Below are 25,444 nucleotides of genomic sequence, written 5' to 3'. Positions count from 1 at the left end.
GCTTCGGCATCGTCAGTGAGCTCCCTCCCCCCTTGTGGGGGAGGGTTGGGGAGGGGGGTACTCCGGGCGAGACTGCCGCCGTGGACCCCCACCCCCGACCCCTCCCCGCAAGGGGGAGGGGAGCGCACCGTCTATGCGGCGCGGTCCTCGACCCAAGCGGACTAATGAGACCATGGCCACCGCCACCACAGCCGACCCCACCATGAGCGCGCCCGCGGCGCCGTCGGATCGCATCGCGCCGCGCAGGCTGATCGCGTTCCTGATCATGGTGTTCGGCATGTTCATGTCGATCCTGGACATCCAGATCGTGTCGGCCTCGCTGACCGAGATCCAGGCCGGCCTGTCGGCGAGCTCCAGCGAAGTGTCGTGGGTGCAGACTGCCTATCTGATCGCCGAAGTGATCGCGATTCCGCTGTCAGGCTTCCTGTCGCGCGCGCTCGGCACGCGGCTGCTGTTCGCGATCTCGGCCGCCGGCTTCACCATCTCGAGCTTCCTGTGCGGCTTCGCCTCGTCGATCGAGCAGATGATCCTGTGGCGCGCGCTGCAGGGGTTTCTCGGCGCCGGCATGATCCCGACCGTGTTCGCCTCGGCCTACACGGTGTTCCCGCGCTCCAAATTCCACATCGTGGGCCCGATCATCGGTCTCGTCGCGACCTTGGCGCCGACCGTCGGCCCGACCGTCGGCGGCTACATCACCGACGCGATGTCGTGGCACTGGCTGTTCTTCGTCAACATCCCGCCGGGCATCCTGATCACCATCGGCGTGCTGGCGCTGGTCGATTTCGACGAGCCGCATTTCGAGCTGCTCGAGCGCTTCGACTGGTGGGGCCTGTTGTTCATGGCCGGCTTCCTCGGCTCGCTGGAATATGTGCTGGAGGAGGGGCCGCAATATGAGTGGCTGCAGGACACCTCGGTCGCGATCTTCGCCGCGGTGTGCGCGGTGTCCGCGATCGGCTTCTTCTGGCGCGTGCTGACGGCGGACGAGCCGATCGTCGATCTCTACGCCTTCGGCAACCGCAATTTCGCGGTCGGCTGCCTGCTGCAATTCTGCATCGGCATCGGCCTCTACGGCCTGACCTACATCTATCCGCGCTATCTCGCCGAAGTCCGCGGCTACAGCGCGCTGATGATCGGCGAGACGATGTTCGTCTCCGGCGTGGTGATGTTCCTGATGGCGCCGGTGGTCGGCCGCCTGATGGTGAAGATCGACATGCGGCTGATCATCGCCTTCGGCCTCGTCATCTTCGCGATCGGCTCCTACCAGATGACCGGCATCACCCGCGACTACGACTTCTGGGAGCTGTTCCTGCCGCAGGTGTTGCGCGGCGTCGGCATGATGTGCGCGATGGTCCCGACCAACAACATTGCGCTCGGCACCTTGGCGCCGGACCGCGTCAAGAACGCGTCGGGCCTGTTCAACCTGATGCGCAATCTCGGCGGCGCCGTCGGGCTCGCGATCATCAACCAAGTGCTGAACGATCGCACCGACCTGCACATCTCGCGCCTGCACGAGCGCGTGAACTGGGGCAACGCCACGGCGGTCGAGACGCTCAACATGCTGCAGCAGAAGCTGCAGGGCATGGGCGATTCCGCTGTCATGGCGATGAAGCAGCTATCGCAGATCGTGCATCGCCAGGCCGTGGTGATGGGCTATGGTGACGCCTTCTTCATGCTGACCTGCTTCTACATCGCGCTCAGCTTCATGGTGCTGCTGCTGAACAAGCCGAGCTCGCCGATGGCCGGCGGCGGCGACGCACATTGACGTGAGAAGCCCGCGCGTCGCGCGGGTTGCCAAATCGTACCGTCGCTGGTATGGAATGCAGATTGCCGCTCGAACCGGGGAGATCTGCATGACCACATCGCATCTGCAGACCGCATGCACCCGGTCGATATCAGCGCTGTCGACCCTCGTGCTCTCGACGCCCGCAAGGTCGATGCCGGTCCTGGTAGTCAGTCGCTCGCATTGAGCGCCACCGTCTCACTTCCCAACGCCTGATTACTCATTCGCAGACCGCGCGCCGCGTCGCGTCTGCTTCATTTGGAGCCAGCCCTGCGCGACGAGCGCGGCCGGATGAAGCCATGACCCTCAACGTCTCCGGCCTGAAGGCCGACAAGCGTCCCGCCGCGATCCGCGTCGTGATCCCCTTCGTCACCCGTCACTGGCTGAAGCAGCCGCGCATGACCCTCGGCATCGCCGTGTGCCTGCTCGGCGCCACCGCCGCCGACCTGTTCATGCCGCTGTTCTCCGGCAAGCTGGTCGATGCGCTGACGCTCGGCCCGGCAAATTCAGATGCGCGGCACTCGGCGCTGGTGGCGTTCGCCGCCATCGTGGCGCTCGGCTTCGCCTCGATCGTGCTGCGGCTGTCCGGCCTGCAACTGATCGTGCCGTTCACGCTCCGCATCATGTCGGACGTCGCGCGCGAGGCGTTTGTGCGCGTGCAGCGCTTCTCCACCGACTGGCACGCCAACAGCTTCGCCGGCTCCACGGTGCGCAAGATCACCAGGGGCATGTGGGCGCTCGATCTCTACAACGACACCATCCTGCTGGCCCTGCTGCCGTCGCTCTCGGTGCTGCTCGGCTCGATGATGCTGCTCGGCCTGCATTGGGGCGTGCTGGGCGGGGTGATTGCCGTCGGTGCCGTCCTGTACGTCGCGATGACGGTCGTGTTCTCGACCCGCTACATCGCCCCCGCCGCGCGGATCTCCAATGCCTGGGACACCAAGGTCGGCGGCACCTTGGCGGATGCGCTGAGCTGCAATGCGGTGGTGAAGTCGTTCGGGGCGGAGGCGCGCGAGGACGGCCGGCTGATGCGCGTCGTCAACCGCTGGTCCCGGCGCGTCAACCGCACCTGGCTGCGCTACAACACCACGGCGGCCGTGCAGCTCGGGGTGCTGCTGTGCCTGCGCTCGTCGGTGATCGGCGGCGCCGTGCTGCTGTGGATGGCCGGCCGGGCCTCGCCGGGCGACGTCACCTATGTGCTTACCAGCTACTACGTGATCCACGCCTACTTGCGTGACGTCGGCATGCACATCAACAACCTGCAGCGCGCGGTCAACGACATGGACGAGCTGGTGGCGATCCATGGCGAGCCGATCGGCATCGTCGATGCCGCCGATGCCAAGGCGATGACGGTGACCGGCGGGCACATCCTGTTCGACGCAGTGACGTTCCACTATGGCGGCCATCGCGTGCCGCTGTACGACCGGCTGTCGGTCGACATCCGGCCGGGCGAGCGGATTGGCCTCGTCGGGCGCTCCGGCTCCGGCAAGACGACCTTCGTCAAGCTGGTGCAGCGGCTCTACGACGTCAGTGGCGGGCGGATCCTGATCGACGGGCAGGACATCGCTCATGCGAAGCAGGATTCGCTGCGCAGCCAGATCGCGATCGTGCAGCAGGAGCCGATCCTGTTCCATCGCTCGCTCGCCGAGAACATCGCCTATGGCCGCCCCGGCGCCAGCCAGGCGGAGATCGAGCAGGCGGCGCGGCTCGCCAACGCGCATGAGTTCATCATGCGGCTGCCGAAGGGGTATGGGACGCTCGTTGGCGAGCGCGGCGTCAAGCTGTCGGGCGGCGAGCGGCAGCGGGTGGCGCTGGCGCGGGCGTTCCTGGCGGATAAGCGCGTGCTGATCCTGGACGAGGCGACCTCGAGCCTCGACTCGGAATCGGAGGCGTTGATCCAGGAGGCGATGGAGCGGCTGATGAAGGGCCGGACGGCGATCGTGATCGCGCATCGGCTGGCGACCGTGCGCAGCCTCGATCGCATCCTGGTGTTCGACCGCGGCCGCATCGTCGAGCAGGGTAATCACGCCGCGCTCGTCGGCCGGCCCGGCGGACTCTATCGCAGCCTGTTCGAGCGCCAGGCCACCGAGTTCGGCCAGCTCTCCGCCGCGGGCTAACAAATGGTGAGGGGCCCGACGCTTGAGCGTCGAGCCCCTCATGAACATATCAGCCGGCCTGTAAGCCGGGTTCTGTAGGGCACCGCCAAGCTTGCGCATGACGATACGTGACGGCCATTCCTCTGGGATCGCGCTTGCGCGAGACCTCGGGCAACCTACCCGGACGGCGAGCCTGACATCGCTCCCGCGGACGTCATCGTCGAAACGATTGTCTCCGCGTGGCCGTCCCTATTCGGTTTTGCTCCCGGTGGGGTTTACCATGCCGGTTCCGTTGCCGGCCCCGCGGTGCGCTCTTACCGCACCTTTTCACCCTTACCGCGCCGGAGCCCGTGAGAGCGGAGGCGGGCGGTTCGTTCTCTGTGGCACTGTCCCTGGGGTCGCCCCCGCCGGACGTTATCCGGCACCGCATGTCGATGGAGCCCGGACTTTCCTCCCCGGCGGCCTTTCGGCACCTGCCGGAGCGGCCGTCCGGCCGACTGACGCGCTGTGAATGGGGCTTTGCAGCCGGCGCGTCAAGTCGTCGCCGTGGCGACGAAAAATATTATCTTGCCCGTGTCGTCCCGGGTCGACGTCGTTCGACTGGATGTCGGCGATCTCGCCGCAACAAGGGAGCAAGTCCGATGCAATATCTGCTGATGATCTATCAGAACGAGGTCGAATACGCGAAGATGGAGAAGGAGGCCGAAGGCAAGATGCTGGCCGAATACCAGACCTTCACCCAGTCGATCATCGCCAGCGGCAATTTCAAGGGCGGCGACCGGCTGCAGCCGACCACCACATCCACGACGGTGCGGGTGCGCGACGGCAAGATCCTGACGACGGATGGTCCGTTCGCGGAGACGCGCGAGCAGCTCGGCGGCTACTACATGATCGAAGCCAACAACATCGACGAGGCGATCGGCATCGCTGCGCGCATTCCGGGCGCGCGCTTCGGCTCCATTGAAGTGCGGCCGGTCTGGCAGTATAATCACTGAAGCCAGCGCCGCGGGCCGACGACGATGACGCCTGACGCAATCGAGAAAGTGTTTCGCGACGAGGGGAGCCGCGCCCTCGCGACACTGATCAGGCTCGTCGGCGACTTCGATCTCGCCGAGGACGTTTTGCAGGATGCGTTCGCGGCGGCGCTGCTCAAATGGCGGGGGAGCGAGGCCCCCGCCAATCCGCGCGCCTGGCTCGTCAACGTGGCGCGCAACAAGGCCATCGACCGCATTCGGCGTCGCAGCAGCTTTCGCGACAAGGAGCAGGAGATCGCTCACGCGATCGAACGCGACGCGATCAGCGAAGACGCAGAGGCGCCGTCCGAATTCGACGACGACATGCTGCGGCTGATCTTCACCTGCTGCCATCCGGCGTTCGCGCCGGAGGTCCAGGTCGCGCTGACCTTGCGCACGGTCTGTGGCCTCACCACGGCCGAGATCGGCCGCGCCTTCCTCGCCACCGAGGAGGCGATGGCGCAGCGCCTCGTGCGCGCCAAGCAGAAGATCCGCCTTGCCGGCATCCCCTATGAGGTACCGGGGCGCGAGGCGCTCGACGAGCGGCTGCGCGGCGTGCTGACCGTGATCTATCTGGTGTTCACCGAAGGCTACCTCGCGACCTCCGGCCCCGAGTTGATCCGAAACGATCTCGCCTACGAGGCGATCCGGCTCGGCCGGCTCTTGCTTGGCCTGATGCCGCAGGCGCTCGACATCAAGGGCCTGCTCGCCCTGATGCTGCTGCACGATGCGCGCCGCGCCGGACGCACCGATGCGTCGGGCGACATCGTTCTGCTTGAGGAGCAGGACCGCGCGCTGTGGGATCGCGGGCAGATTGCCGAGGGATTATCGTTGGTCGAACAGGCCTTGAGCGTCAAAGGTCGACCACAGCCCTATACGGTGCAGGCGGCGATCGCCGCGCTCCATGCGCAGGCACCAAGCTATGAGCACACGGACTGGCGCCAGATCGTCGGCCTGTACGAGGTGCTGCTGCGGATCGCGCCATCGCCCGTCATCGAGCTCAATCATGCGGCTGCAGTTTCAATGGTCGACGGGCCGGCGCGCGCGCTCGCGCTGGTGGACTCGCTGGCCGCGCGTGGCGGCTTGAAGCAGTACGATCTGCTGCCGGCCGTGCGCGCCGATCTGTTGCGGCGGCTCGACCGGCGAGAGGAGGCGCGCGCAGCCTATGTTGCGGCCAGCGAAGCGACCCAACTCCTCCCGCTCAAGCGCCTCTATGCGCGGCGGCTCACCGAGCTCGACGCCAAGGTGTGACGGCTCAGACCCGCGGTGCGGTGTCTTCCGCCGGCAGGCTCGTCAGCAGGGCATGCAGCGTCCACAAGGTGGAGCGATCGGCAATGCCGTCGACCTTCTCGGGGCGGAAATGCCGCTGGAATGCCGTGACGACCTCCATCGTCAGGCCGTCGAACTTGCCGGTGATCGGCACGCCATAGCCATACTTCGCGAGCGCCTTCTGCAGACCCTTCACATCGTCGCCAATGCTGCCGAGCTTCAAGGTCTCGCCCTTGGTGATCGCCGCGGGCTGGACCCAATGGCCGACGCCGGAATTGGCGAGGGAGTGCCAGGGAAACTTCTCGCCCGGATCCTTCTTGCGCGACGGCGCCACGTCGGAATGGCCGAGCACGCGATGCGCCGGCACGTTGCGGCGGAGCATGATGCCGCGGCACAGTGCGATCACGGCGGCGATCTGCCGCGGTGGAAAGTCCGGATAGCCCCAGTCGTGGCCGCGATTGACGATCTCGATGCCGATCGAGCAGGAGTTGATGTCCTCCTCGCCGCCCCAGGACGACAGCCCCGCATGCCAGGCGCGCAGCGCCTCGGGCACGCATTGGACGATGCGGCCATCCTCGAGCACGATGTAATGCGCCGAGACCTCGGTGCCGGCGGTGCACAGCTTGGTGATCGCGCCCTCGACATCCGGCATGCCGGTGTAGTGGAGGATGACCATGTCCGGCTGGCGGCCACCCTTGCGCTCACCAAAATTTGCCGACGGGATCACGTCGGACGCGATCGACGAATCCGGTGTGAAAACAGGCAGGTCTGAGACGCCCTTCGGAATCGGCACTGCGCGCGGCCGCTTCGATTCGGACTTGTCGGTTGAATCGGTCATGAAGCACTCGAAGCGGAGGCGGCGATGGCAATGAATCAAATTGAATATGGGCAGGCACTACTCTTTTACATGTCCCAGCCGCAATCGAAATCGCATGCCGGCCCTTCATATTGATCAGAGCATTGCGCGAAGGCGAGGTGGTGGGGACCGCACCGCTCGCTCGTCACGGCTCGGCTGTTCCAGGTGAGCGCCTAAGATCCGCCACAGACCGTCAACGGTTTGTTAACGCTAAAGGCCGTTACTAAGTGGTGAAGAGCCAAGCCGGCTTTCGGGACGGCAAGCCGCCACATGCAAGGTCCTGCACGGGATATCATCGGTTCGAGCGCTGTCGGGGGCATCCGGCCGCGCGCGATCGTTGACGGACCGGCGATCGCCCGCGCGCGGAGTTCGCGCTCCGGGTCTCGGTCCCTTGTGAGGTGGGCGGTCGACCGTCCGGGGCGACGGCTTGGTGAATTGACGAGGCGCGAGGATCGAAGGCGCGATGGGCTCGCAGCCGAGCATAGTCAGTCCGGGTCGGCGGCATCCGTGTGGAGCGGCCGCGTGAGCACGGCTGACCAGCGCCATATCCCGGTGCTCGGCCCTGAAGCGGTCGAGATGCTGGCGCCGCGCGATGGCGGAACCTATGTCGATGCGACCTTTGGCGCGGGCGGCTACACGCGTCTGATCCTGGCAACAGCGGGAACGCGAGTGATCGCGATCGACCGCGACAGCACCGCGATTGCGGGCGGCGCTGACCTCGTTGCCGAGGCGGGCGGCCGGCTTATGCTGGTCGAGAATCGCTTCTCGGCCATCGCCGATATCTGCGCCGCGCAGGGGCTCGACCGCGTCGACGGCATCGTGATGGATGTCGGCGTGTCGTCGATGCAGCTCGATTCCGCCGCGCGCGGGTTCTCGTTCCGGTTCGACGGTCCGCTGGACATGCGCATGGGCAAGGAGGGGGCGACCGCTGCCGATGTCCTTGCGCACGCCTCCGAGCGCGATCTCGCTGACGTCATCTATATCTTCGGCGAGGAACGCCACTCCCGCGGGGTGGCCCGCGCCATCGTGGCGGCGCGCAAGGAGCAGGCGATCACGACGACGCGGCAACTCGCGGACATCGTGGCGCGCGTGGTGAGATCGAAGCCGGGCGACATTCATCCGGCGACGCGCACGTTTCAGGCGCTGCGTATCCTCGTGAACGAGGAGCTCGACGAGCTCGAAGAGGCATTGTCGGCAGCCGAGCGCATACTCGCACCGGGCGGCCGTCTCGCCGTCGTCTCGTTCCATTCGCTCGAGGACCGCATCGTCAAGACCTTCCTCGCCGAGCGCAGCAAGACCGGCGGCGGCTCGCGCCATCTGCCGGAGATCGCGCAGGAGACGCCGAGCTTTCAGCTTCTCAACCGCAAGCCGGTGGTGGCCGGGGAGGCTGAAACCGAGGCCAATCCGCGTGCGCGGTCCGCCAAGCTGCGCGGCGCTGAGCGCACGGCTGCGCCGGCGCACAGCCGGTCCTCTTCGTCCCCCTGGCCGCGTCTGGCCGACGTCCTGCGGGGAGGCTGACCGATGCGCCTCCTGCATCTCGTGGTGATCTGCTCGCTGATCTTCGCGGCCGCCTATGTCTATCGGATCAAGATGGAGTCGACGGCGCGCGTCGAGCGCGTGCTGCAATTGCGCGCCGAAATTCGCGAGCAGCGCGAGGCGATCGCCATCCTGCGCTCGGAATGGGCCAAGCTCGACGCGCCGCTGCGGCTGCAGGGGCTGGTCGAGCGGCATCTGCCGCTGAAGCCGCTCAACGCCACGCAATACGATAGCCTGAAGAACCTGCCGGAGCGGCCGCCGCGCTTCGCCCGTCCCGACAATCCGGATCCGATCGGCTCGATGATCGATACGATCGACGCCATCAATGAAGAACCCCCCGTGACCGGATCGGTCTCTCGTCCGGAGGATCAGCAATGACCGACCAGCCTCGGCCGCACGTGAAGCCGCAGGAGCCGTGGCGGCAGCGCCTGGTGCGCACGCTGCTCTACGGGCGCGACGTCGATCGCACCGCCAAGGCGCGGGCGCGCATTGGCCTTGCGATCATCGCCTTCGCCGCGGTCTATGCCGTCATCGGCGGCCGTCTCGTGATGTTTGCGGCGGGCTCGGATGGTCCGAGTGCGCGGCGAGCCGCGCAGCAGGACGCCATCGCGACCGCACGGCCCGATATCGTCGATCGCAACGGCGCCGTGCTGGCGACCGACGTCAAGACGCCGAGCCTGTTCGCCGAGCCGCGCCGCCTCATCGACAAGGACGAGGCCATCGAGCTCTTGACCGCGACCTTGCCCGATCTCGATACGAACGAGGTGCGCGAGCGCATGATGTCGCGCAAGGGCTTCGTCTGGCTCAAGCGCGAGATGACGCCGAAGCAGCAGCAGGACATCCATCGCCTCGGCCTGCCGGGCGTCGGCTTCCTGCGCGAGAACAAGCGGGTCTATCCGACCGGCAACGAGGTGGCCCACCTGATCGGCCTGGTGAACATCGACAACCAGGGCATCGCCGGCATGGAGAAGTGGCTCGATAATCAGGGCCTCGCCGACCTGCATCGCGCCGGCTTCGCCACCGATCGCCTGCAGAAGCCCGTCGAGCTCTCGGTCGATTTGCGCGTCGAGCATGCGTTGCGCGACGAACTGCTCAAGGCGAAGGAGAAGTTCAAGACCAAGGCCGCCTCCGGTCTGGTCGTCAACGTCAGGACCGGCGAGATCATCGCGATGGTGTCGCTGCCGGACTTCGATCCGAACAATCCGAAGGAAGCGCACGATCCCGATCGGATCAATCGCCTGACCACCGGCGTGTACGAGATGGGCTCGACGTTCAAGGCGTTCACTTTGGCGATGGCGCTCGACACCGGCAAGTATGATCTGAACTCGCTATGGGATGCGCGCGGGCCGCTGCATTATGGCAAGTTCGCGATTCATGACGACGAGCCGAAGGGCCGCTTCCTCAACATGAAGGAGGTGTTCTACTTCTCCTCCAACGTCGGCGCGGCCAGGATCGCGCTGACGCAGGGCGTGGAGGGCCATAAGGCGTTCCTGCGCAAGATGGGCCAGTTCGACCGGCTGCGCACCGAGCTGCCGGAGAGCGCCTCGCCGATCCTGCCCAAGCGCTGGGCCGAGTTGAACACGGTCACGATCGCGTTCGGCCATGGCATGGCGGTGGCGCCGCTGCAGGGCGTGATGGGCGTCAGCGCGCTGGTCAATGGCGGCCTGCTGATCCCGCCGACCTTCATGAAGCGCACCGAAGCGGAGGCGATGGCGATCGCCAAGCGCGTGATCAAGCCGGAAACCTCGGAGAAGATGCGCTATCTGATGCGTCTGAACGCCGAGGTCGGCACCGCGCGCAAGGCCGACGTGAAGGGCTATTACATCGGCGGCAAGACCGGCACCGCCGAGAAGGTGATCAACGGCCGCTATGCCAAGAAGAAGGTGCTGACCCTCTTCACGGCCGTGATCCCGGCCGACAAGCCGAAATACCAGCTCCTGATCATGCTCGACGAGCCGCAGGCGCTGAAGGAGACCTACGGCTTCATCACCTCCGGCTGGAACGCGGTGCCGACCGCCGGCAATGTGATCTCCCGGATCGGGCCGCTGCTCGGCATCGAGCCCCGTTTCGACCTGCCGCCGTCCGACCGCCAAATTCTTGCGGCATCGCGGCTGACACAGTAAGCCGTCCGCGAATCATCGGCTTTCGAGGTTCCGCCCGCTGGGCGGGCCGGCACCGGTACGGGACCAGGATGAAACTTCACGACCTCCTCGGCGATCAGGCGGGGCTCGATCCGCAGATCGCCGCCGTGGACGTCTCCGGCCTTGCCGTGGACAGCCGGGCCGTCCGGCCCGGCGACCTGTTTTTCGCCCTCTCGGGAACCAAGACGGACGGTGCCCGCTTCGTCGCAGCCGCCATTGCGGCGGGCGCGGTCGCCGTGGCCGGTGCCTCGGCACCTGACGGGCCGCTCCCGGTTCCATTCGTCGCGCTGTCCAACCCGCGGCGGGCCCTGGCGCTTGCCGCGTCGCGGTTCTTTCCTCGGCAACCTGCGACCATCGCGGCCGTCACCGGCACCAGCGGCAAGACGTCGGTCGCAGCCTTCACTCGGCAGATCTGGCAGAAGCTCGGTCACAGCTCGGCCAGCATCGGGACGGTCGGCCTGGTGTCGGACAAGCGCACGGTCTACGGGTCGTTGACCACGCCGGATCCGATCGCGCTGCACCGGCAGATCGACGAGATCACCCAGGACGGCGTCACGCATCTCGCCTTCGAGGCGTCGTCGCACGGGCTCGATCAGTTCAGGCTGGATGGCGTCAAGGTCTCGGCCGGCGGGTTCACGAACCTGTCGCGCGACCACATGGATTACCATCCCGACCTCGCGCACTATCTCAACGCCAAGCTCAGGCTGTTTCGCGATCTCGTGCCGCCGGGTGGTGCCGCCGTGATCTCGGCTGATCATGACTGCTCGCCGGAGGTGATCGCGGCGGCTGAGGCGCGCGGGCTTCGGCTGATGACCGTGGGAACGAGCGGCGACGGGGCAGGGCCGGGCATCCGGCTGGTGGCCGCGGCGGTGGACGGCTTTGCGCAGCAGCTCCAGATCCAGCATTGCGGCCGGATGTATTCGGTCCGGCTGCCGCTGGTCGGCGCCTTTCAGATCGAGAACGCGCTGGTCGCTGCCGGTCTTGCGATCGGCACCGGCAGCGATCCGCAAGCCGTGTTCGAGTCGCTGGAGACGCTCGAGGGCGCCAAGGGGCGGCTCGAGCTGGTCGGTGAGCAAAATGGCGCGCCGATCTTCATCGACTACGCTCACAAGCCGGATGCGCTCGCGAAGGCGCTGCACGCCTTGCGTCCCTATGCCGCGCGCAAGCTGGTCGTGGTGTTTGGCGCCGGCGGCGATCGCGACACCGGCAAGCGGCCGCTGATGGGGGAAATCGCCGCCGCCGGGGCTGACAGCGTCATCGTGACCGACGACAACCCGCGCAGCGAGGACCCGGCCTCCATCCGCGCCGCAATCCTGGCGGCCGCGCCGGGCGCGCGCGAGATCGGTGACCGCGCCGAGGCGATCAAGCTCGCGATCAGCGAGCTTCAGCCGGGCGACGCGCTGATCATCGCCGGCAAGGGGCATGAGGTCGGCCAGATCATCGGCAGCACCACCCTGCATTTCAGCGATCACGAGGCGGTCGCGGACGTATTGGCGGCGAGGGGATCATGACGAAGGCGCTGTGGACCGTGGCCGAGGCGGCGCGCGCGCTCGGCCTGACAGGGGACTATCCGGACACGCCGATCGACTTCGTCACGCAGGATAGCCGCGCGGTGAAGCCCGGCAGCCTGTTTGTGGCGCTCAGCGGCACGCCGAGCGGCGGCTTCGTGTCGAGCTTTGCCTCCAGCCGGGACGGCTGGGAGTTCGCGGCCAATGCGGAGCAGGCCGGCGCGGTGGCGATGATCGTGCCGCATCGGATCGAGGGCATCACGGTGCCACAGCTCGTGGTGCCGGACACGCTGATCGATGGTTTGTGGGCGCTCGCGCGCGCTGCCCGCGCCCGCTTCCATGGGCCTGTGATCGGACTGACCGGCAGCGCGGGCAAGACCTCGACCAAGGAGTTCATTGCCGCCTATCCCGGCGCCTCTGCGAGCCCATCGAGCTTCAACAATTTCTGGGGCGTGCCGCTGACGCTCTGCAATGCCGATCCCTCGGCCTCCGTCTGGGTCGTGGAGATGGGCATGAACCAGAAGGGCGAGATCGCGCGGCTGACCGAGTTGTCGCAGCCGACCGTGGCGCTGGTCGTCAACGTCCAGCCGGTGCATCTGGAGAAGCTCGGCAGCCTGGAGGCGATCCGGCAAGAGAAGGTCTCGATCGCGCGCGGCCTGCCGGCCGACGGCATCTTTGTGCTGCCCGCCGATCTCTCGGCGCCGGAATGGACCGGCAAGACGATCCGCTTCGGCGGCGGGGCCGAGGTGCGCGAGCTGTCGCACACGTCTCGCGGCGAGAGCTGGGACGTGACCGCCGACATCGCCGGCCGCCGCGTCGAATTCGCGCTGACGCCGGGCGCGCCGCATCGCCTGCACAACGCCCTGGCGGCGCTCGCCTCAGTGGCCGCGGCCGGGCTCGATCCGGCGCAGCTGGCGCCAGCTCTCAGCCACGTCGGCATCATGACGGGACGCGGCGTCGAGCAGACCGTCGGCGACATCGTGCTGATCGACGACAGCTTCAACGGCAATCCGGCCAGCATGGCGGCTGCCCTCGACGGTCTGCAGGCGCGGCCCGTGCGCAGGCGGCGGATCGCTGTCATCGGCGACATGCTGGAGCTCGGCGACGAGGCGCCGGCCTATCATGCCGGCATGGTCAGTCACCTCGCCGGGATCGATGGTGTCTATTGCGTCGGCCCGCTGATGCGTCATTTGTTCGACGCCTTGCCGCAGGACAAGCGGCTCGGCTGGCACGAGGATCCCGCAACGCTCGACCCCAAGCAGGTCGCGGCGCTGCTTGCGCCCGGCGACGTCGTGGTCATCAAGGGCAGCAAGAAGATCTTCTGGGTCAACAAGTTCGTGTCGAAGCTCGCCGCCGCGCTGCAGGGCAGCGCGTGACAGCGGGCAATATCGCGGCGCGGCAGGGGCGATGATTCATTGGTGACCGGTCCACGCCGGACGGAACATTCCGTCGGCTGCGATTCGCACCGGGCTCCGATCATGGTTAAAAGAGGCGGTGGGCCGGATTCGCGTCGACGAGTTCGTGTTCGCAGTCTCGGTGAGACGGCATAGGCGGGTTGGATGTTCTACTGGTTGATCGAGCTGACGAATACGTTTCCGAGCCTGTCGGTGTTTCGCGGAGTGCTGAACGTATTCCGGTACATCACGTTCCGCACCGGCGGCGCCGTGGTCACCGGTGCGCTGTTCGTGTTCCTGTTCGGGCCCTGGATCATCGATCATCTACGCCTGCGCCAGGGCAAGGGCCAGCCGATCCGCACCGACGGCCCGCAGTCGCACATCATCAGCAAGAAGGGCACGCCCACGATGGGCGGCCTGATGATCCTGTCCGGTCTCGTCGTTTCCACCGTGCTGTGGGCCAATCCGCTCAACCCTTACGTCTGGATCGTGCTCGCGGTGACGCTCGGCTTCGGCTTCGTCGGCTTCTACGACGACTATCTGAAGGTGACCAAGCAGTCGCATTCGGGCTTTGCCGGACGCGCGCGGCTCTTGATCGAGGCTGCGATCGCGCTGGTCGCCTGCTACGCGCTGGTCCGGCTGGGGCGCGATCCCTCCTCGGCCGGTCTGGCGATTCCGTTCTTCAAGGATCTGATCTTCAAGTTCGGCTGGATGTACGTGATCTTCGGCGCCTTCGTGATCGTCGGCGCCGGCAACGCGGTCAACCTGACCGACGGCCTGGACGGCCTTGCCATCGTGCCCGTGATGATCGCCTCCGCCAGCTTCGGCCTGATCGCCTATCTCGCCGGCAATGCCGTGTTCTCCGACTATCTGCAGATCCACTATGTCGCGGGCACCGGCGAGCTCGCCGTGCTCTGCGGCGCCGTGCTCGGCGCGGGCCTCGGCTTCCTCTGGTTCAACGCGCCGCCGGCCTCGATCTTCATGGGCGATACCGGCTCGCTCGCGCTCGGCGGCATGCTCGGCTCGATCGCGGTCGCGGTGAAGCACGAAATCGTGCTGGCCGTCATCGGCGGCCTGTTCGTGCTCGAGGCGGTGTCGGTGATCGTGCAGGTGGCCTCGTTCAAGCTGACCGGAAAACGCATCTTCAGGATGGCGCCGATCCATCACCACTTCGAGCAGCTCGGCTGGACCGAGCCGCAGATCGTGATCCGGTTCTGGATCATCTCGGTGATGCTGGCGCTGGTCGGCCTGTCGACCTTGAAGTTGCGCTGACATGATCCCCGTCACCTCATTCGCCGGCAAGACCGTCGCCGTGTTCGGGCTCGGCGGCTCGGGTCTTACCTCGTGCCACGCGCTTCGTGCCGGAGGCGCCGAAGTGATTGCGGCCGACGACGGTGCTGACCGCGTGACGGAAGCGGCCAAGGCCGGCTTTATCACCGCCGATCTGCGCACCGTGTCCTGGGCGAACTTCGCCGCGCTGGTGCTCGCGCCCGGCGTGCCGCTGACGCATCCGGTACCGCATTGGAGCGTGCTGAGGGCGCGCGAAGCCGGTGTCGAGGTGATCGGCGACATCGAGCTGTTCTGCCGCGAGCGCAAGCGGCACGCGCCGGACGCGCCGTTCGTCGCGATCACCGGCACCAACGGCAAGTCGACGACAACAGCGCTGATCGCGCATCTGATGCGGGTCGCCGGCTACGACACCCAGATGGGCGGCAATATCGGCACCGCGATTTTGTCGCTGGAGCCGCCGCGGATGGGCCGCGTCCATGTGATCGAGATGTCGTCCTATCAGATCGATTTGACGCCTTCGCTCGATCCGAGCGTGGGCATCCTGATCAATGTCAGCGAGGACCATATCGATCGCCACGGCACGATCGAGAACTACGCGGCGGTGAAGGAGCGGCTGGTGGCCGGTGTTCAGCCTGCGGGCACTGCGGTTGTCGGCGTCGACGACGGCTTCTGCCGCGCCATCGCCGACCGGCTCGACCGGGCCGGCAAGCGCGTCGTGCGAATCTCGGTGAAGAACCCGCTGGCTGACGGCCTCTACACTGAGCATGAGACCATCTTGCGCAGCGCCGGTGGCGCGCGCAGCGAGGTCGCGCGGCTGGGCGGCATCGGCTCGCTGCGCGGCCAGCACAATGCCCAGAACGCGGCGTGCGCCGCCGCGGCCGCGCTCGCAATCGGCGTGAAAGAGGACGTGCTGCAGCAGGGCCTGCGCAGCTTCCCCGGGCTGGCACACCGCATGGAGCAAGTCGGCCGCCGTGGCCACGTGCTGTTCGTGAACGATTCCAAAGGCACCAATGCGGACGCGACCGCGCACGCGCTGTCGTCCTTTGCCGATATCTTCTGGATCGCCGGCGGCAAGCCGAAGGCGGGCGGCATCACCAGCCTGACCGGCTTCTTCCCGCGCATCCGCAAGGCCTATCTGATCGGCGAAGCCGCCGCCGAGTTCGCCGGCACGCTCGGCGAAAAAGTGCCGCACGCGATGTCCGGCACACTCGAAGTCGCGGTGGAGCAGGCGGCCGCCGACGCCGAGGCGTCGGGTTTGCGGGAAGCCGTCGTCCTGCTGTCGCCCGCCTGCGCCTCGTTCGACCAGTTCCGCAATTTCGAAATCCGCGGCACCCGCTTCCGCGATCTCGTGCAGGCACTGCCCGGGGTAGAGAAGGTGGTTTGAAGGCCTGCTGCTGGTTCTGAAACCGTGATCGTGCTAGGGTGGCAGCATGGCAAGTCAGGCGGAGCTACTCATTCCCGGAGACAAGCTTTCCGATCTCGAACGGCGGTTCTTCTGGTGGGCCCCCGTGGGATCTGAGCCGCGCTCGCCTGAACGGATCATCGCACAGGCGATGAGCTTTGCCGGATACGACGAGATCCGCAAACTCGAGCAGGAGCTGGGTCCAGATCTGCTCGTCGACATCATGCTCAATGCCCAGCCGGGCTGGATCGATGCGCGATCCTGGGAATTCTGGCGCGGCCGCCTCACGCGCGCGACGGGACGAACGATCCCTGTGGAGGCGCCGGCGAGATCTTTCGATGCCGGTCCCGTTTGAGCCACACCTCGATCTTCTGCCCCCGGCCCAGTTGAAGCTTTGGACCGAGCTTTCTCCGGCTCGGGAGCTTGGTTTTGTGCTCTACGGCGGAACGGCGGTTGCGCTGCATCTTGGTCACAGAACGTCCGTCGACTTCGATTTTTTCAATGCGTCGCCGCTCGACAAGGAAAGGATCTCGTCAGCTTTCTTATTCATGCGGTATGCGCGACCAATTCAGGAAGACATCAATTCTCTCGTCTTGAACGTGGACACTTCGGACGGCCAAGTGAAAGTCTCTTTCTTTGGCGGCCTTGCGTTGGGACGGCTCAACGATCCGTTGCCGACCAGGGATGGGGTCCTACTGGTTGCGTCTCTGGAAGATCTTCTTGCAACCAAGTTGAAGGCGATCCTCGATCGCGCCGAGGCGAAGGACTATCGCGACATTGCTGCGATGCTGCTTGCAGGCGTATCCCTGGAACGTGCGCTCGCCGGCTTCGCGAGGATGTTCAGGAGCGATGCTGCCCTGCCATTGAAGGCTCTCGGTTTTTTCAAGGATGGCGACTTGCCGAGTCTGGCTCAGAGCGACCGCGATGTCCTATGTCGGGCCCGAGATGGAGTGCGCGATATCGGTCAGGTCGAATTGCGAGCCGGTCTGTTTCCTGGCTCAAACGCGTAGGGCATCCTTAACCCTTCGATAACCATCCTGAGCGCCAATGGGCTGAATCATTCGGCTCAGGTGGACGCCCGATGCTCTCCCGTGAAGAACGCAATCCGCTGTCGGACTGGTGGTGGACGGTCGACAAGCCGCTGCTGGGCTCCATTCTCGCGCTGATGTTGTGCGGGGTGATCCTGTCCCTGGCGGCGAGCCCGCCGGTGGCGACGCGCATCGGGCTCGATCCGTTCCACTTCTTCAACCGCCACGTCCTGTTCCTGCTGCCGTCCTTCATCGTGCTGATCGGCGTCTCCTTCCTGTCGCCGCGACAGATCCGGCGCAGCGCGCTGGTAGTGTTCGCGATCGCCATCGTGCTGATCGTGCTGACGCTCGCCATCGGTCCCGAGGTGAAGGGCTCGCGGCGCTGGATCACGATCGTCGGCGTCAACATCCAGGCCTCGGAGGCGGCGAAGCCGGCCTTCGTCGTCGTCGCCGCCTGGCTGTTCTCGGAGTCGGCGCGGCGGCCGGACATGCCGGCGACGACGATGGCGCTGGTGCTGCTGTTGATGCTGGTGTCGCTCCTGGTCATGGAGCCGGATTTCGGCCAGACCATGCTGATCCTGATGGTGTGGGGCTCGCTGTTCTTCATCGCCGGCATGCGGATGATCTGGGTCGCCGGCCTCGCCGGCGCCGCCGCCGCCGGCCTGTTCGGCGCCTATCTGCTGGTTCCCCACGTCGCCGGGCGCATCAAGCGCTTCATGAACCCGGCCTCGGGCGACACCTTCCAGGTCGATACAGCGATGGAGGCGTTTTCCAACGGCGGCTGGTTCGGCCTCGGGCCGGGCGAGGGCATCGCCAAGCGCAGCCTGCCGGACAGCCACACCGACTTCGTGTTCGCGGTCGCCGCCGAGGAGTTCGGCATCATCCTGTGCCTGGCGCTGGTCGCGCTGTTCGGCTTCATCGTCATCCGCACGCTGACGCGGGCCTATGCCAGCGAGGACGGTTTTTCGCGGTTCGCCGCCTCGGGCCTCGCGATCCTGTTCGGCATCCAGGCGGCCATCAACATCTCGGTCAATTTGCAGCTGATCCCCGCGAAGGGCATGACCCTGCCTTTCATCTCCTATGGCGGCTCCTCGATCGTGTCGCTGGCCTATGGCGTCGGCATGATGCTGGCGCTGACGCGCCAGCGGCCGCGGATCGAGGCCGAGGTCACGGATGCGGCCGGAACGCTGCGCACCTACGCCTAGAGGCCGGCCGGCTCGCAATGACGACACATTGCCTGTAAACAAGCCCGCATGATCTCATCTGCGCCTCTCATTCTCCTGGCCGCCGGCGGCACCGGCGGCCATCTGTTTCCCGCCGAAGCGCTCGGCGTCGAGCTGATCAAGCGCGGCTATCGCGTCCGCCTCGTCACCGATGCCCGCGCGCTGAAATATAGCGGCCTGTTCACCAAGGACATGATCGACGTTGTCCCGAGCGAGACGGTGCGCAGCCGCTCGCCGGTGGCGCTGGCGCGCACCGCGCTGCTGCTGGGCACCGGCACCCTGGCTGCCTTCAACCTGATGCGGCGGCTCAAGCCCGCGGCCGTGATCGGCTTCGGCGGCTATCCGACCGTGCCGCCGCTGCTTGCCGCGCGGCTCGCCGGCGTGCCCAGCCTGATCCACGATGCCAACGCCGTGCTCGGCCGCGCCAACCGCTTCCTGTCATCTCACGTGAAGGCGATCGCGACCTCGTTGCCCGGCGTGCTCGACCGCGATCCCGCGCTATCGGCCAAGACCACCACCGTCGGCACGCCGATGCGTCCCGCAATTCTCGAAGCGGCGGCCGTTCCCTATGCGGCGCCGCAGCCCGCGGGTCCCTTGCGGCTGCTCGTGATCGGCGGCAGCCAGGGCGCGCGCGTCATGAGCGATGTCGTCCCTGGAGCGATCGAGCGGCTGGAGCCGGCGCTGTGGAGCCGGCTGGTGCTGACCCAGCAGGTCCGCCAGGAGGACATGGCGCGGGTTCGCGCGGTCTACGATCGGCTCAAGATCAATGCCGAGCTTGCGCCGTTCTTTACCGACCTGCCGGCGCGGCTCGCCGCCAATCACCTGGTCATCTCCCGCTCCGGCGCCGGCACCGTGGCGGAGCTCGCTGCCATCGGCCGGCCCTCGATCCTGGTGCCGCTGCCCGGCGCCATCGACCAGGACCAGTTCGCCAATGCCGGCGTGCTGTCGGACGCCAACGCCGCGATCCGGATCGTGCAGAGCGAGTTCACGTCCGACCGCTTGGCCTCGGAGATCTCGTCCCTAGCCGCCGAGCCGTCGCGCCTCACCGCTATGGTTCAGGCCGCGCGCGCCGCGGGCCGGCTCGATGCCGCGGAGCGGCTGGCCGATCTCGTCATCAAGACCGCCACGCCTTGAGCGGAGCGCGCGCAGGCTGGGCATGACCGGAGTGACGCAGTCGCAGCACGATCCGATGCGCCTGCGGCATCATCCGTCCTTCGTCCCGGTCTTCGTCAACTTCTGCGACCAGCTGGTCGCGCCGCTGCGCGGCCAGCGCCTGATGATCAAGCTGTTCGGGCAGCGTGCTCCCACCGAGATCGCCGCGCATATCGTCATGATGCATGTGTCGGCGCGCGACGCCACCGAGCGTCCGACCCTGACTCGGTTGCAGGCACGGCTGCCGGGGCCGCGACAGACCGCGGTCTTCGTTGCGATGCTGCGCGGTCTGGCGCTGGTGAAGGTGGAGCGCGATCCCAACGATGCCCGCATCCGCTATCTGGTTCCGGGGCCGATCATCCTCGATGGCCTTCGTGGCTGGCTCGCGCTTCACCTCGACTGCCACGCCCAGCTGACACGGGGCGAGCGATTGATCCGGCGTCTGCATAGCGACGACACTTTTTTCGCCGAGATGATCCGGCAATGTGCGACATGGCTGTGCCGCGCCAACCGGCCGCTGACGAATTTTCCGGATCTCGCCTGGACCGACGAGCATGACAGCGGCATTCATCTGGCGCTGACGCTCGTCGCCCGCTCTGCTGCTGGCCGGGCCGCCGTCGACGTGTCGACCGCCGAGCTTGCGGCCTCGCTCGGTGTGTCACGCTCGCATATCCGCAACCTGCTCACGGCCATGGAGGGGCGCGGCCTGCTGCGCTTCGACGAGCGGCGCCAGCGGTTGTCGCTGACGCCTGAATTCGTGGAGTCGGTCGAAGCCTGGTTCTGCCATCAGATCTGCTGGCTGGCGGCGGCCGGCGAGCGTGCTGACCGCGCGCTGCTGTCGGCAAGTGTCAGAGCGTGACGACGCGGCCGGACTCGATGTCGTAGACGCCGCCGATGATCTTCACCTTGCCGTCGGCCACCATGCTGCTGACGATCGGCTTGGCCTTCGACAGGCGCTGCACGTTGTGGCGGACGTTTTCTTTCGTCGCCTCCGCCAGCAGATCCTGCGGTTTCCTGGCGATCGCGGCCTCCACCCCCGGCTTCAGCGCGTTCACCAGCTCCGGCAGATGGCCCGGCAGCTTGGTGCCGTCCTTCAACACCTTGATGGTGGCGTCGACGGCCCCGCAGCCGCTATGGCCGAGAACGAGCACGAGCGGAATGCCGAGGAACTTCACGCCATATTCGAGGCTGGCCAGACCATCGTCATTGACGAAATTGCCGGCGACGCGGACCACGAACAGCTCGCCGGGGGCCTGATCGAACACCAGCTCCGGTGCGACGCGGGAGTCGGCGCAGCTCACGATCGCCGCGATCGGATATTGCGCGGTGGCGCGTGCGGCGCGTCCGGCCGAAAAATCCTTGTTGTCGAGATTGCCGGCGGCGTAGCGGGCATTGCCGTCCATGATCCGCTTCAGTGCCTCGTCGGCGGAGATGGCGTTCGGCGCGGTCTTGTTTGCATCCTTGGCCCAGGCGGTGCCGGCGCCCAGCGTGGCTGCGGCGAGCAGACCGACGCCGCTGCCGAGCAGCCGGCGCCGGGACAGGAGGGGAGATTTGGTTTCACACAGCGCGCACATCGTCGGGTCACTCCATCGGCATTGCACGCGGCGCGTGTGGCCGCGGCTTGGAGAGGCCCATGCCACGACGGTGCGCGGAGTGAACGCGCAAAAACTGCAGGTATCGGACTGCGCCCGTCTGGCCTGAGGTTGCACTTAACGAATCGTGAAAAATCGCGGGGCGAGGGCAGGCGGCACCCAGGATTTCGGGGGGAGCGGAGCCGGAAAATCGGCCAAAGTCAGGCGGTTGACCCTCGATTTGGCGATCTTTGCGGTCGAAGCGGGCTTGTCCCGGTCGGCCATGTCTTGCAAGAAGGGCGGGTGATTCGCGGCCGCTCGCCCTCCGACGGGCGCGGCGGAGCCCCCTTTGAGACGAGACGCCCCATGAGACTGCCGCGCGAAATCGGACCCATCCACTTCGTCGGGATCGGCGGCATCGGCATGAGTGGCATCGCCGAGGTGCTGTGCAATCTCGGCTATACGGTGCAGGGTTCCGATGCCTCGGACAATGCCAATGTCGCGCGCCTGCGCGAGAAGGGCATCACCGTGAGCGTCGGCCACAAGGCCGAGAACGTCGCCGGTGCCGACGTCGTGGTCGTGTCGACCGCGATCAAGCGCGACAATCCCGAGCTGATGGCCGCGCGTGCGCAGCGCATTCCTGTTGTCCGTCGGGCCGAGATGCTGGCCGAGCTGATGCGGCTGAAGAGCTGCGTCGCCATCGCCGGCACCCATGGCAAGACCACGACCACCTCGATGGTCGCGGCGCTGCTCGATGCCGGCGGGCTCGATCCGACCGTCATCAATGGCGGCATCATCAATGCCTATGGCACCAATGCGCGGCTCGGCGGCGGCGAGTGGATGGTGGTCGAGGCCGACGAGAGCGACGGCACTTTCCTGAAGCTGCCGGCGGATGTCGCCATCGTCACCAATGTCGATCCCGAGCATCTCGATCACTTCAAGACCTTCGATGCCGTGCAGGACGCCTTCCGCGCCTTCGTCGAGAACGTCCCGTTCTACGGCTTCGCGGTGATGTGCATCGATCATCCGGTGGTGCAGGCGCTGGTCGGCAAGATCGAGGACCGCCGCATCATCACCTATGGCGTGAACCCGCAGGCCGATGTCCGGCTCGTCGATCTCACGCCGATGGGCGGCGGCTCGTCGTTCAAGGTCGTGTTCCGCGACCGCAAGAGCGGCGCGACGCACGAGATTGCCGACATCGCGCTGCCGATGCCCGGCCGGCACAACGCCTCGAACGCCACCGCCGCGATCGCGGTCGCCCGCGAGCTCGGCCTGTCCGACGAGGCCATTCGCAAGGCCATCGCCGGCTTCGGCGGCGTCAAGCGCCGCTTCACCCGTACCGGCGAATGGAATGGCGTCACCGTCATCGACGACTACGGCCATCATCCCGTGGAGATCGCAGCCGTGCTGAAGGCGGCGCGCGAATCCACCAACGGCAAGGTCGTCGCCGTGGTGCAGCCGCATCGCTACACAAGGCTGCAGTCGCTGTTCGAGGAGTTCTGCACCTGCTTCAACGACGCCGACGCCGTCGTCGTCGCCGACGTATATCCGGCCGGTGAAGCGCCGATCGAGGGCATCGACCGCGACCACTTCGTGCTCGGCCTGCGCGCCCATGGCCACCGCGACGTCGTGCCGCTGCCGAGCGCCGCCGGTCTCGCCGGCATCGTCAAGGATCTCGCCAAGCCGGGCGACCTCGTCGTCTGCCTCGGCGCCGGCAACATCACGCAATGGGCCTACGCGCTGCCGAATGAGTTGAAGGCGCTGGGCTAGTCTCGATGTTGGTACGCGAGCTGACAACGACACGGCACGCTCGGCTCTCTCCCCCCTTGTGGGGGAGAGGTGGAGAGGGGGGGACCACGAACGCCGGCGTCTGCGGCTCACCCCCCTCCCTGCCCCTCCCCCACAAGGGGGGAGGGAACGAAAAGACTGTGTCGCCCCTGACAATGCCAGGGCGCAAACTGAGAGGCGCGCAGTGAGCTTCCCCGACATCACACCCGACCTCAAAGCGGCGATGCCCGAGCTGCGCGGCCGGCTGCTCGCCAATGAGAGTCTTGCCCCGCTCACCTGGTTTCGCGTCGGCGGCCCGGCGCAGGTGCTGTTCACGCCGGCTGACACCGATGACCTCGCCTATTTTCTGAAGCACCTTCCGGGGGAACTTCCAGTCTACGTCATCGGCGTCGGCTCGAACCTGATCGTCCGCGATGGCGGCGTGCCGGGCGTGGTCATCCGACTGGCGCCGCGTGCGTTCGGTGAGGTCAAGGCGGACGGCGAGATCGTCACTGCGGGCACCGCCGCGCTCGACAAGCGCGTCGCCGAGGTCGCGGCTTCAGCCGATCTCGCCGGACTGGAATTCCTGTTCGGCATTCCCGGCACGATCGGTGGTGCGCTGCGCATGAATGCCGGCGCCAATGGCGGCGAGACCAAGGACATCCTGATCGAGGCGACCGCGATCGATCGCCAGGGCGTGACGCATCGCTTCACCAATGCCGACATGAAGTTCACCTATCGTGCGAGCGGTGTCGACCCTTCGCTGATCTTCACCGCCGCGCGATTCCGCGGGACGCCTTCAGCGAAGGAGGCGATCCGGGCGCGCATGGCCGAGGTGCAGGCGCATCGCGAGACCGCGCAGCCAATCCGCGAGAAGACTGGCGGCTCGACCTTCAAGAACCCTCCGGGACATTCGGCCTGGAAGCTCGTCGATGCCGCCGGCTGCCGTGGCCTCAAGGTCGGCGGCGCGCAGGTCTCGGAGATGCACTGCAACTTCCTGATCAACACCGGCAGCGCCACCGCCGACGACATCGAGACGCTCGGCGAGACCGTGCGCGAGCGCGTCAAGGCGACTTCCGGCATCGAGCTGCAGTGGGAAATCAAGCGGATCGGAATCAAAGCGAGCTGACGCTCGCCGGTTCAAGTGAAGTCCTGGAGTCCGCGACCGCGTTTTGAAATCAATCGAGAAGCCATTGATGCGCACCACGATTCTGTTCGGCGGCACCAACAAGGAACGCCTCGTCTCGGTCGCCAGCGCCAAGGCGCTGCACGCGGCGCTGCCGGAAGCCGACCTCTGGTTCTGGGACGCCGATGACACCGTGCATCAGGCGAGCGGGCCGGCGCTGATCGCCCATGCCAAGCCGTTCGAGGAGCCGTTCACGGCCGACGGCCAGAGGATCGGCACGCTCGCCGCGGCGCTCGATCGCGCCCACGCCGAGGACCGGCTCCTGGTGCTCGGCCTGCATGGCGGACGCGCCGAGAATGGCGAGCTTCAACTGATGTGTGAGATGCGGGGCGTGCCGTTCACCGGCTCGGGCTCGGCGTCCTCTCACCTTGCCTTCGACAAGGTTGCGGCCAAGCGGTTCGCCGTGCTCGGCGGCGTCACCGCGGCGGAAGGCATTGTGCCGGAGCATGCGGAAGCGGCGCTCGCGCGTTACGGCAAGCTGATCGCCAAGCCGGTCAAGGACGGCTCCAGCTTCGGACTAATCTTCGTCAACGCCAAGCAGGACCTCATCGCCGTCAAGGCGGCCGCCGCGACCGAGGAGTATCTGATCGAGCCGTTCGTCACTGGGACGGAGGCGACCTGCGGCGTGCTCGAGCAGGCGGACGGCTCGCTGATCGCGCTGCCGCCGATCGAGATCCTTCCCGCAGATGGCGCCTTCAACTATTTCGCGAAGTACTTGGCCGCAGCGACGAAGGAGATCTGTCCGGGGCGTTTCAGTCCGGAGGTGACGGCAGCGCTGCAGCGAGAGGCAATCAAGGCGCATCGGGCGCTGTCCTGCGGCGGCTACTCGCGCACGGACTTCATCGTCTCGGCAAACGGACCGGTCTATCTCGAGACCAACACGCTGCCCGGTCTCACCGCCGCCTCGCTCTATCCGAAGGCGCTGGCCGCCCAGGGCATTGCCTTCCCGGACTTCCTGCAGCAGCAGATCGCCTTGGCGGAACGCCGCGTCCGCCGTTAACGAGTGTTCGCTCATCGCACCGGAGGAACCCGGCCCGTCGTTCCCCGGAGGTTCCTGTAACCCGTAAAATGCTTAAGAATTCCGAGCAAGGTCCTCATAAATCGGAGAAAAAAATCGTCTCCTCGGACCTATTTTACTTTTTGTTTACCAGGACGTCCGAAGGTTAACGCTGGCGCCTCAGTGGTGCTCGGCTGCCGGGTCGTGACCTCGTCATTGCGATGGTCACCAGCCG

The 25,444-nt window shown here is 66.5% G+C and carries 21 protein-coding genes and 1 other RNA gene; 19 read left to right on the top strand and 3 right to left on the bottom strand.

Annotation, left to right across the window (positions count from 1 at the left end):
• The first annotated feature begins 172 nt into the window (after positions 1–172).
• A complete protein-coding gene (locus ACVILH_RS00330) occupies positions 173–1,762 on the top strand; it encodes a DHA2 family efflux MFS transporter permease subunit (RefSeq protein ID WP_456711095.1) in 1,590 nt (529 codons plus the stop codon).
• Positions 1,763–2,079: 317 nt separating this feature from the next.
• Positions 2,080–3,897 (top strand): ABC transporter ATP-binding protein, encoded by a 1,818-nt coding sequence (locus tag ACVILH_RS00325; protein ID WP_456711094.1) that lies wholly within the window; start codon positions 2,080–2,082, stop codon positions 3,895–3,897.
• 45 nt (positions 3,898–3,942) lie between these two features.
• Here the strand turns inward: ACVILH_RS00325 and rnpB are convergent.
• An RNA gene (gene rnpB, locus ACVILH_RS00320) (RNase P RNA component class A) lies at positions 3,943–4,377 on the bottom strand.
• A 140-nt stretch (positions 4,378–4,517) separates the two neighbouring features.
• On the opposite strand from rnpB, the gene ACVILH_RS00315 reads away from it, so the two are divergent.
• Both ACVILH_RS00315 and ACVILH_RS00310 read left to right on the top strand, forming a co-directional pair.
• Positions 4,518–4,871, top strand: a complete 354-nt coding sequence (locus ACVILH_RS00315; RefSeq protein WP_456711093.1) for a YciI family protein — start codon at positions 4,518–4,520, stop codon at positions 4,869–4,871.
• Positions 4,872–4,895: 24 nt separating this feature from the next.
• The gene (locus tag ACVILH_RS00310) at positions 4,896–6,140 is read left to right on the top strand and encodes an RNA polymerase sigma factor (RefSeq protein ID WP_456711092.1); all 1,245 of its coding nucleotides are present in this window, start codon (positions 4,896–4,898) and stop codon (positions 6,138–6,140) included.
• Positions 6,141–6,144: 4 nt separating this feature from the next.
• On the opposite strand, the gene ACVILH_RS00305 is transcribed toward ACVILH_RS00310, so the two are convergent.
• Positions 6,145–6,996: a peptidoglycan recognition protein family protein gene (locus ACVILH_RS00305; RefSeq protein WP_456711091.1), complete on the bottom strand. Its 852-nt coding sequence runs from the start codon at positions 6,994–6,996 to the stop codon at positions 6,145–6,147.
• A gap of 540 nt (positions 6,997–7,536) precedes the next feature.
• Here ACVILH_RS00305 and rsmH point away from each other — a divergent pair.
• From rsmH to ACVILH_RS00245, 12 genes are all read left to right on the top strand, one after another.
• Positions 7,537–8,532, top strand: a complete 996-nt coding sequence (gene rsmH, locus ACVILH_RS00300; protein ID WP_456711090.1) for a 16S rRNA (cytosine(1402)-N(4))-methyltransferase RsmH — start codon at positions 7,537–7,539, stop codon at positions 8,530–8,532.
• Between the two features lie 3 nt (positions 8,533–8,535).
• Positions 8,536–8,928, top strand: a complete 393-nt coding sequence (gene ftsL / locus ACVILH_RS00295; RefSeq protein WP_006614104.1) for a cell division protein FtsL — start codon at positions 8,536–8,538, stop codon at positions 8,926–8,928.
• Complete coding sequence (locus ACVILH_RS00290; RefSeq protein ID WP_456711089.1) at positions 8,925–10,673, top strand: peptidoglycan D,D-transpeptidase FtsI family protein; 1,749 nt, start codon at positions 8,925–8,927, stop codon at positions 10,671–10,673. Before ftsL ends, ACVILH_RS00290 begins: the two co-directional genes overlap by 4 nt.
• 68 nt (positions 10,674–10,741) lie before the next feature.
• Positions 10,742–12,202, top strand: a complete 1,461-nt coding sequence (locus ACVILH_RS00285) for a UDP-N-acetylmuramoyl-L-alanyl-D-glutamate--2,6-diaminopimelate ligase (protein ID WP_456711088.1) — start codon at positions 10,742–10,744, stop codon at positions 12,200–12,202.
• Positions 12,199–13,575 (top strand): UDP-N-acetylmuramoyl-tripeptide--D-alanyl-D-alanine ligase, encoded by a 1,377-nt coding sequence (locus tag ACVILH_RS00280; RefSeq protein WP_456711087.1) that lies wholly within the window; start codon positions 12,199–12,201, stop codon positions 13,573–13,575. Before ACVILH_RS00285 ends, ACVILH_RS00280 begins: the two co-directional genes overlap by 4 nt.
• Before the next feature lie 183 nt (positions 13,576–13,758).
• Positions 13,759–14,865, top strand: coding sequence for a phospho-N-acetylmuramoyl-pentapeptide-transferase (gene mraY / locus ACVILH_RS00275; RefSeq protein ID WP_456711086.1), 1,107 nt, complete (start codon positions 13,759–13,761; stop codon positions 14,863–14,865).
• A gap of 1 nt (position 14,866) precedes the next feature.
• A complete protein-coding gene (murD, locus tag ACVILH_RS00270; protein WP_456711085.1) occupies positions 14,867–16,267 on the top strand; it encodes a UDP-N-acetylmuramoyl-L-alanine--D-glutamate ligase in 1,401 nt (466 codons plus the stop codon).
• A gap of 46 nt (positions 16,268–16,313) precedes the next feature.
• Positions 16,314–16,640, top strand: a complete 327-nt coding sequence (locus tag ACVILH_RS00265; protein WP_456711084.1) for a hypothetical protein — start codon at positions 16,314–16,316, stop codon at positions 16,638–16,640.
• Complete coding sequence (locus tag ACVILH_RS00260; RefSeq protein ID WP_456711083.1) at positions 16,624–17,295, top strand: nucleotidyl transferase AbiEii/AbiGii toxin family protein; 672 nt, start codon at positions 16,624–16,626, stop codon at positions 17,293–17,295. Before ACVILH_RS00265 ends, ACVILH_RS00260 begins: the two co-directional genes overlap by 17 nt.
• A 71-nt stretch (positions 17,296–17,366) precedes the next feature.
• Positions 17,367–18,518: a putative lipid II flippase FtsW gene (gene ftsW / locus ACVILH_RS00255; RefSeq protein WP_456711082.1), complete on the top strand. Its 1,152-nt coding sequence runs from the start codon at positions 17,367–17,369 to the stop codon at positions 18,516–18,518.
• Between the two features lie 48 nt (positions 18,519–18,566).
• Positions 18,567–19,670, top strand: coding sequence for an undecaprenyldiphospho-muramoylpentapeptide beta-N-acetylglucosaminyltransferase (gene murG, locus ACVILH_RS00250; RefSeq protein WP_456711081.1), 1,104 nt, complete (start codon positions 18,567–18,569; stop codon positions 19,668–19,670).
• Between the two features lie 22 nt (positions 19,671–19,692).
• A complete protein-coding gene (locus tag ACVILH_RS00245) occupies positions 19,693–20,547 on the top strand; it encodes a helix-turn-helix domain-containing protein (RefSeq protein ID WP_456711080.1) in 855 nt (284 codons plus the stop codon).
• On the opposite strand, the gene ACVILH_RS00240 is transcribed toward ACVILH_RS00245, so the two are convergent.
• A complete protein-coding gene (locus ACVILH_RS00240) occupies positions 20,537–21,262 on the bottom strand; it encodes a carbonic anhydrase (RefSeq protein ID WP_456711079.1) in 726 nt (241 codons plus the stop codon). The two genes, ACVILH_RS00245 and ACVILH_RS00240, sit on opposite strands and share 11 nt — an antisense overlap.
• A gap of 363 nt (positions 21,263–21,625) precedes the next feature.
• Between ACVILH_RS00240 and murC the strand changes: the two genes are divergently transcribed.
• The 3 genes from murC (at position 21,626) to ACVILH_RS00225 (ending at position 25,212) form a co-directional block, all read left to right on the top strand.
• Positions 21,626–23,029 (top strand): UDP-N-acetylmuramate--L-alanine ligase, encoded by a 1,404-nt coding sequence (gene murC, locus ACVILH_RS00235; protein WP_456711078.1) that lies wholly within the window; start codon positions 21,626–21,628, stop codon positions 23,027–23,029.
• 202 nt (positions 23,030–23,231) lie between these two features.
• The gene (gene murB, locus ACVILH_RS00230) at positions 23,232–24,155 is read left to right on the top strand and encodes a UDP-N-acetylmuramate dehydrogenase (protein ID WP_456711077.1); all 924 of its coding nucleotides are present in this window, start codon (positions 23,232–23,234) and stop codon (positions 24,153–24,155) included.
• Positions 24,156–24,222: 67 nt separating this feature from the next.
• Positions 24,223–25,212: a D-alanine--D-alanine ligase family protein gene (locus tag ACVILH_RS00225; protein WP_456711076.1), complete on the top strand. Its 990-nt coding sequence runs from the start codon at positions 24,223–24,225 to the stop codon at positions 25,210–25,212.
• Positions 25,213–25,444 lie beyond the last annotated feature (232 nt).

This window comes from Bradyrhizobium sp. USDA 4353 (assembly GCF_054063215.1).
This window is presented reverse-complemented; position numbering and strand designations above follow the sequence as displayed.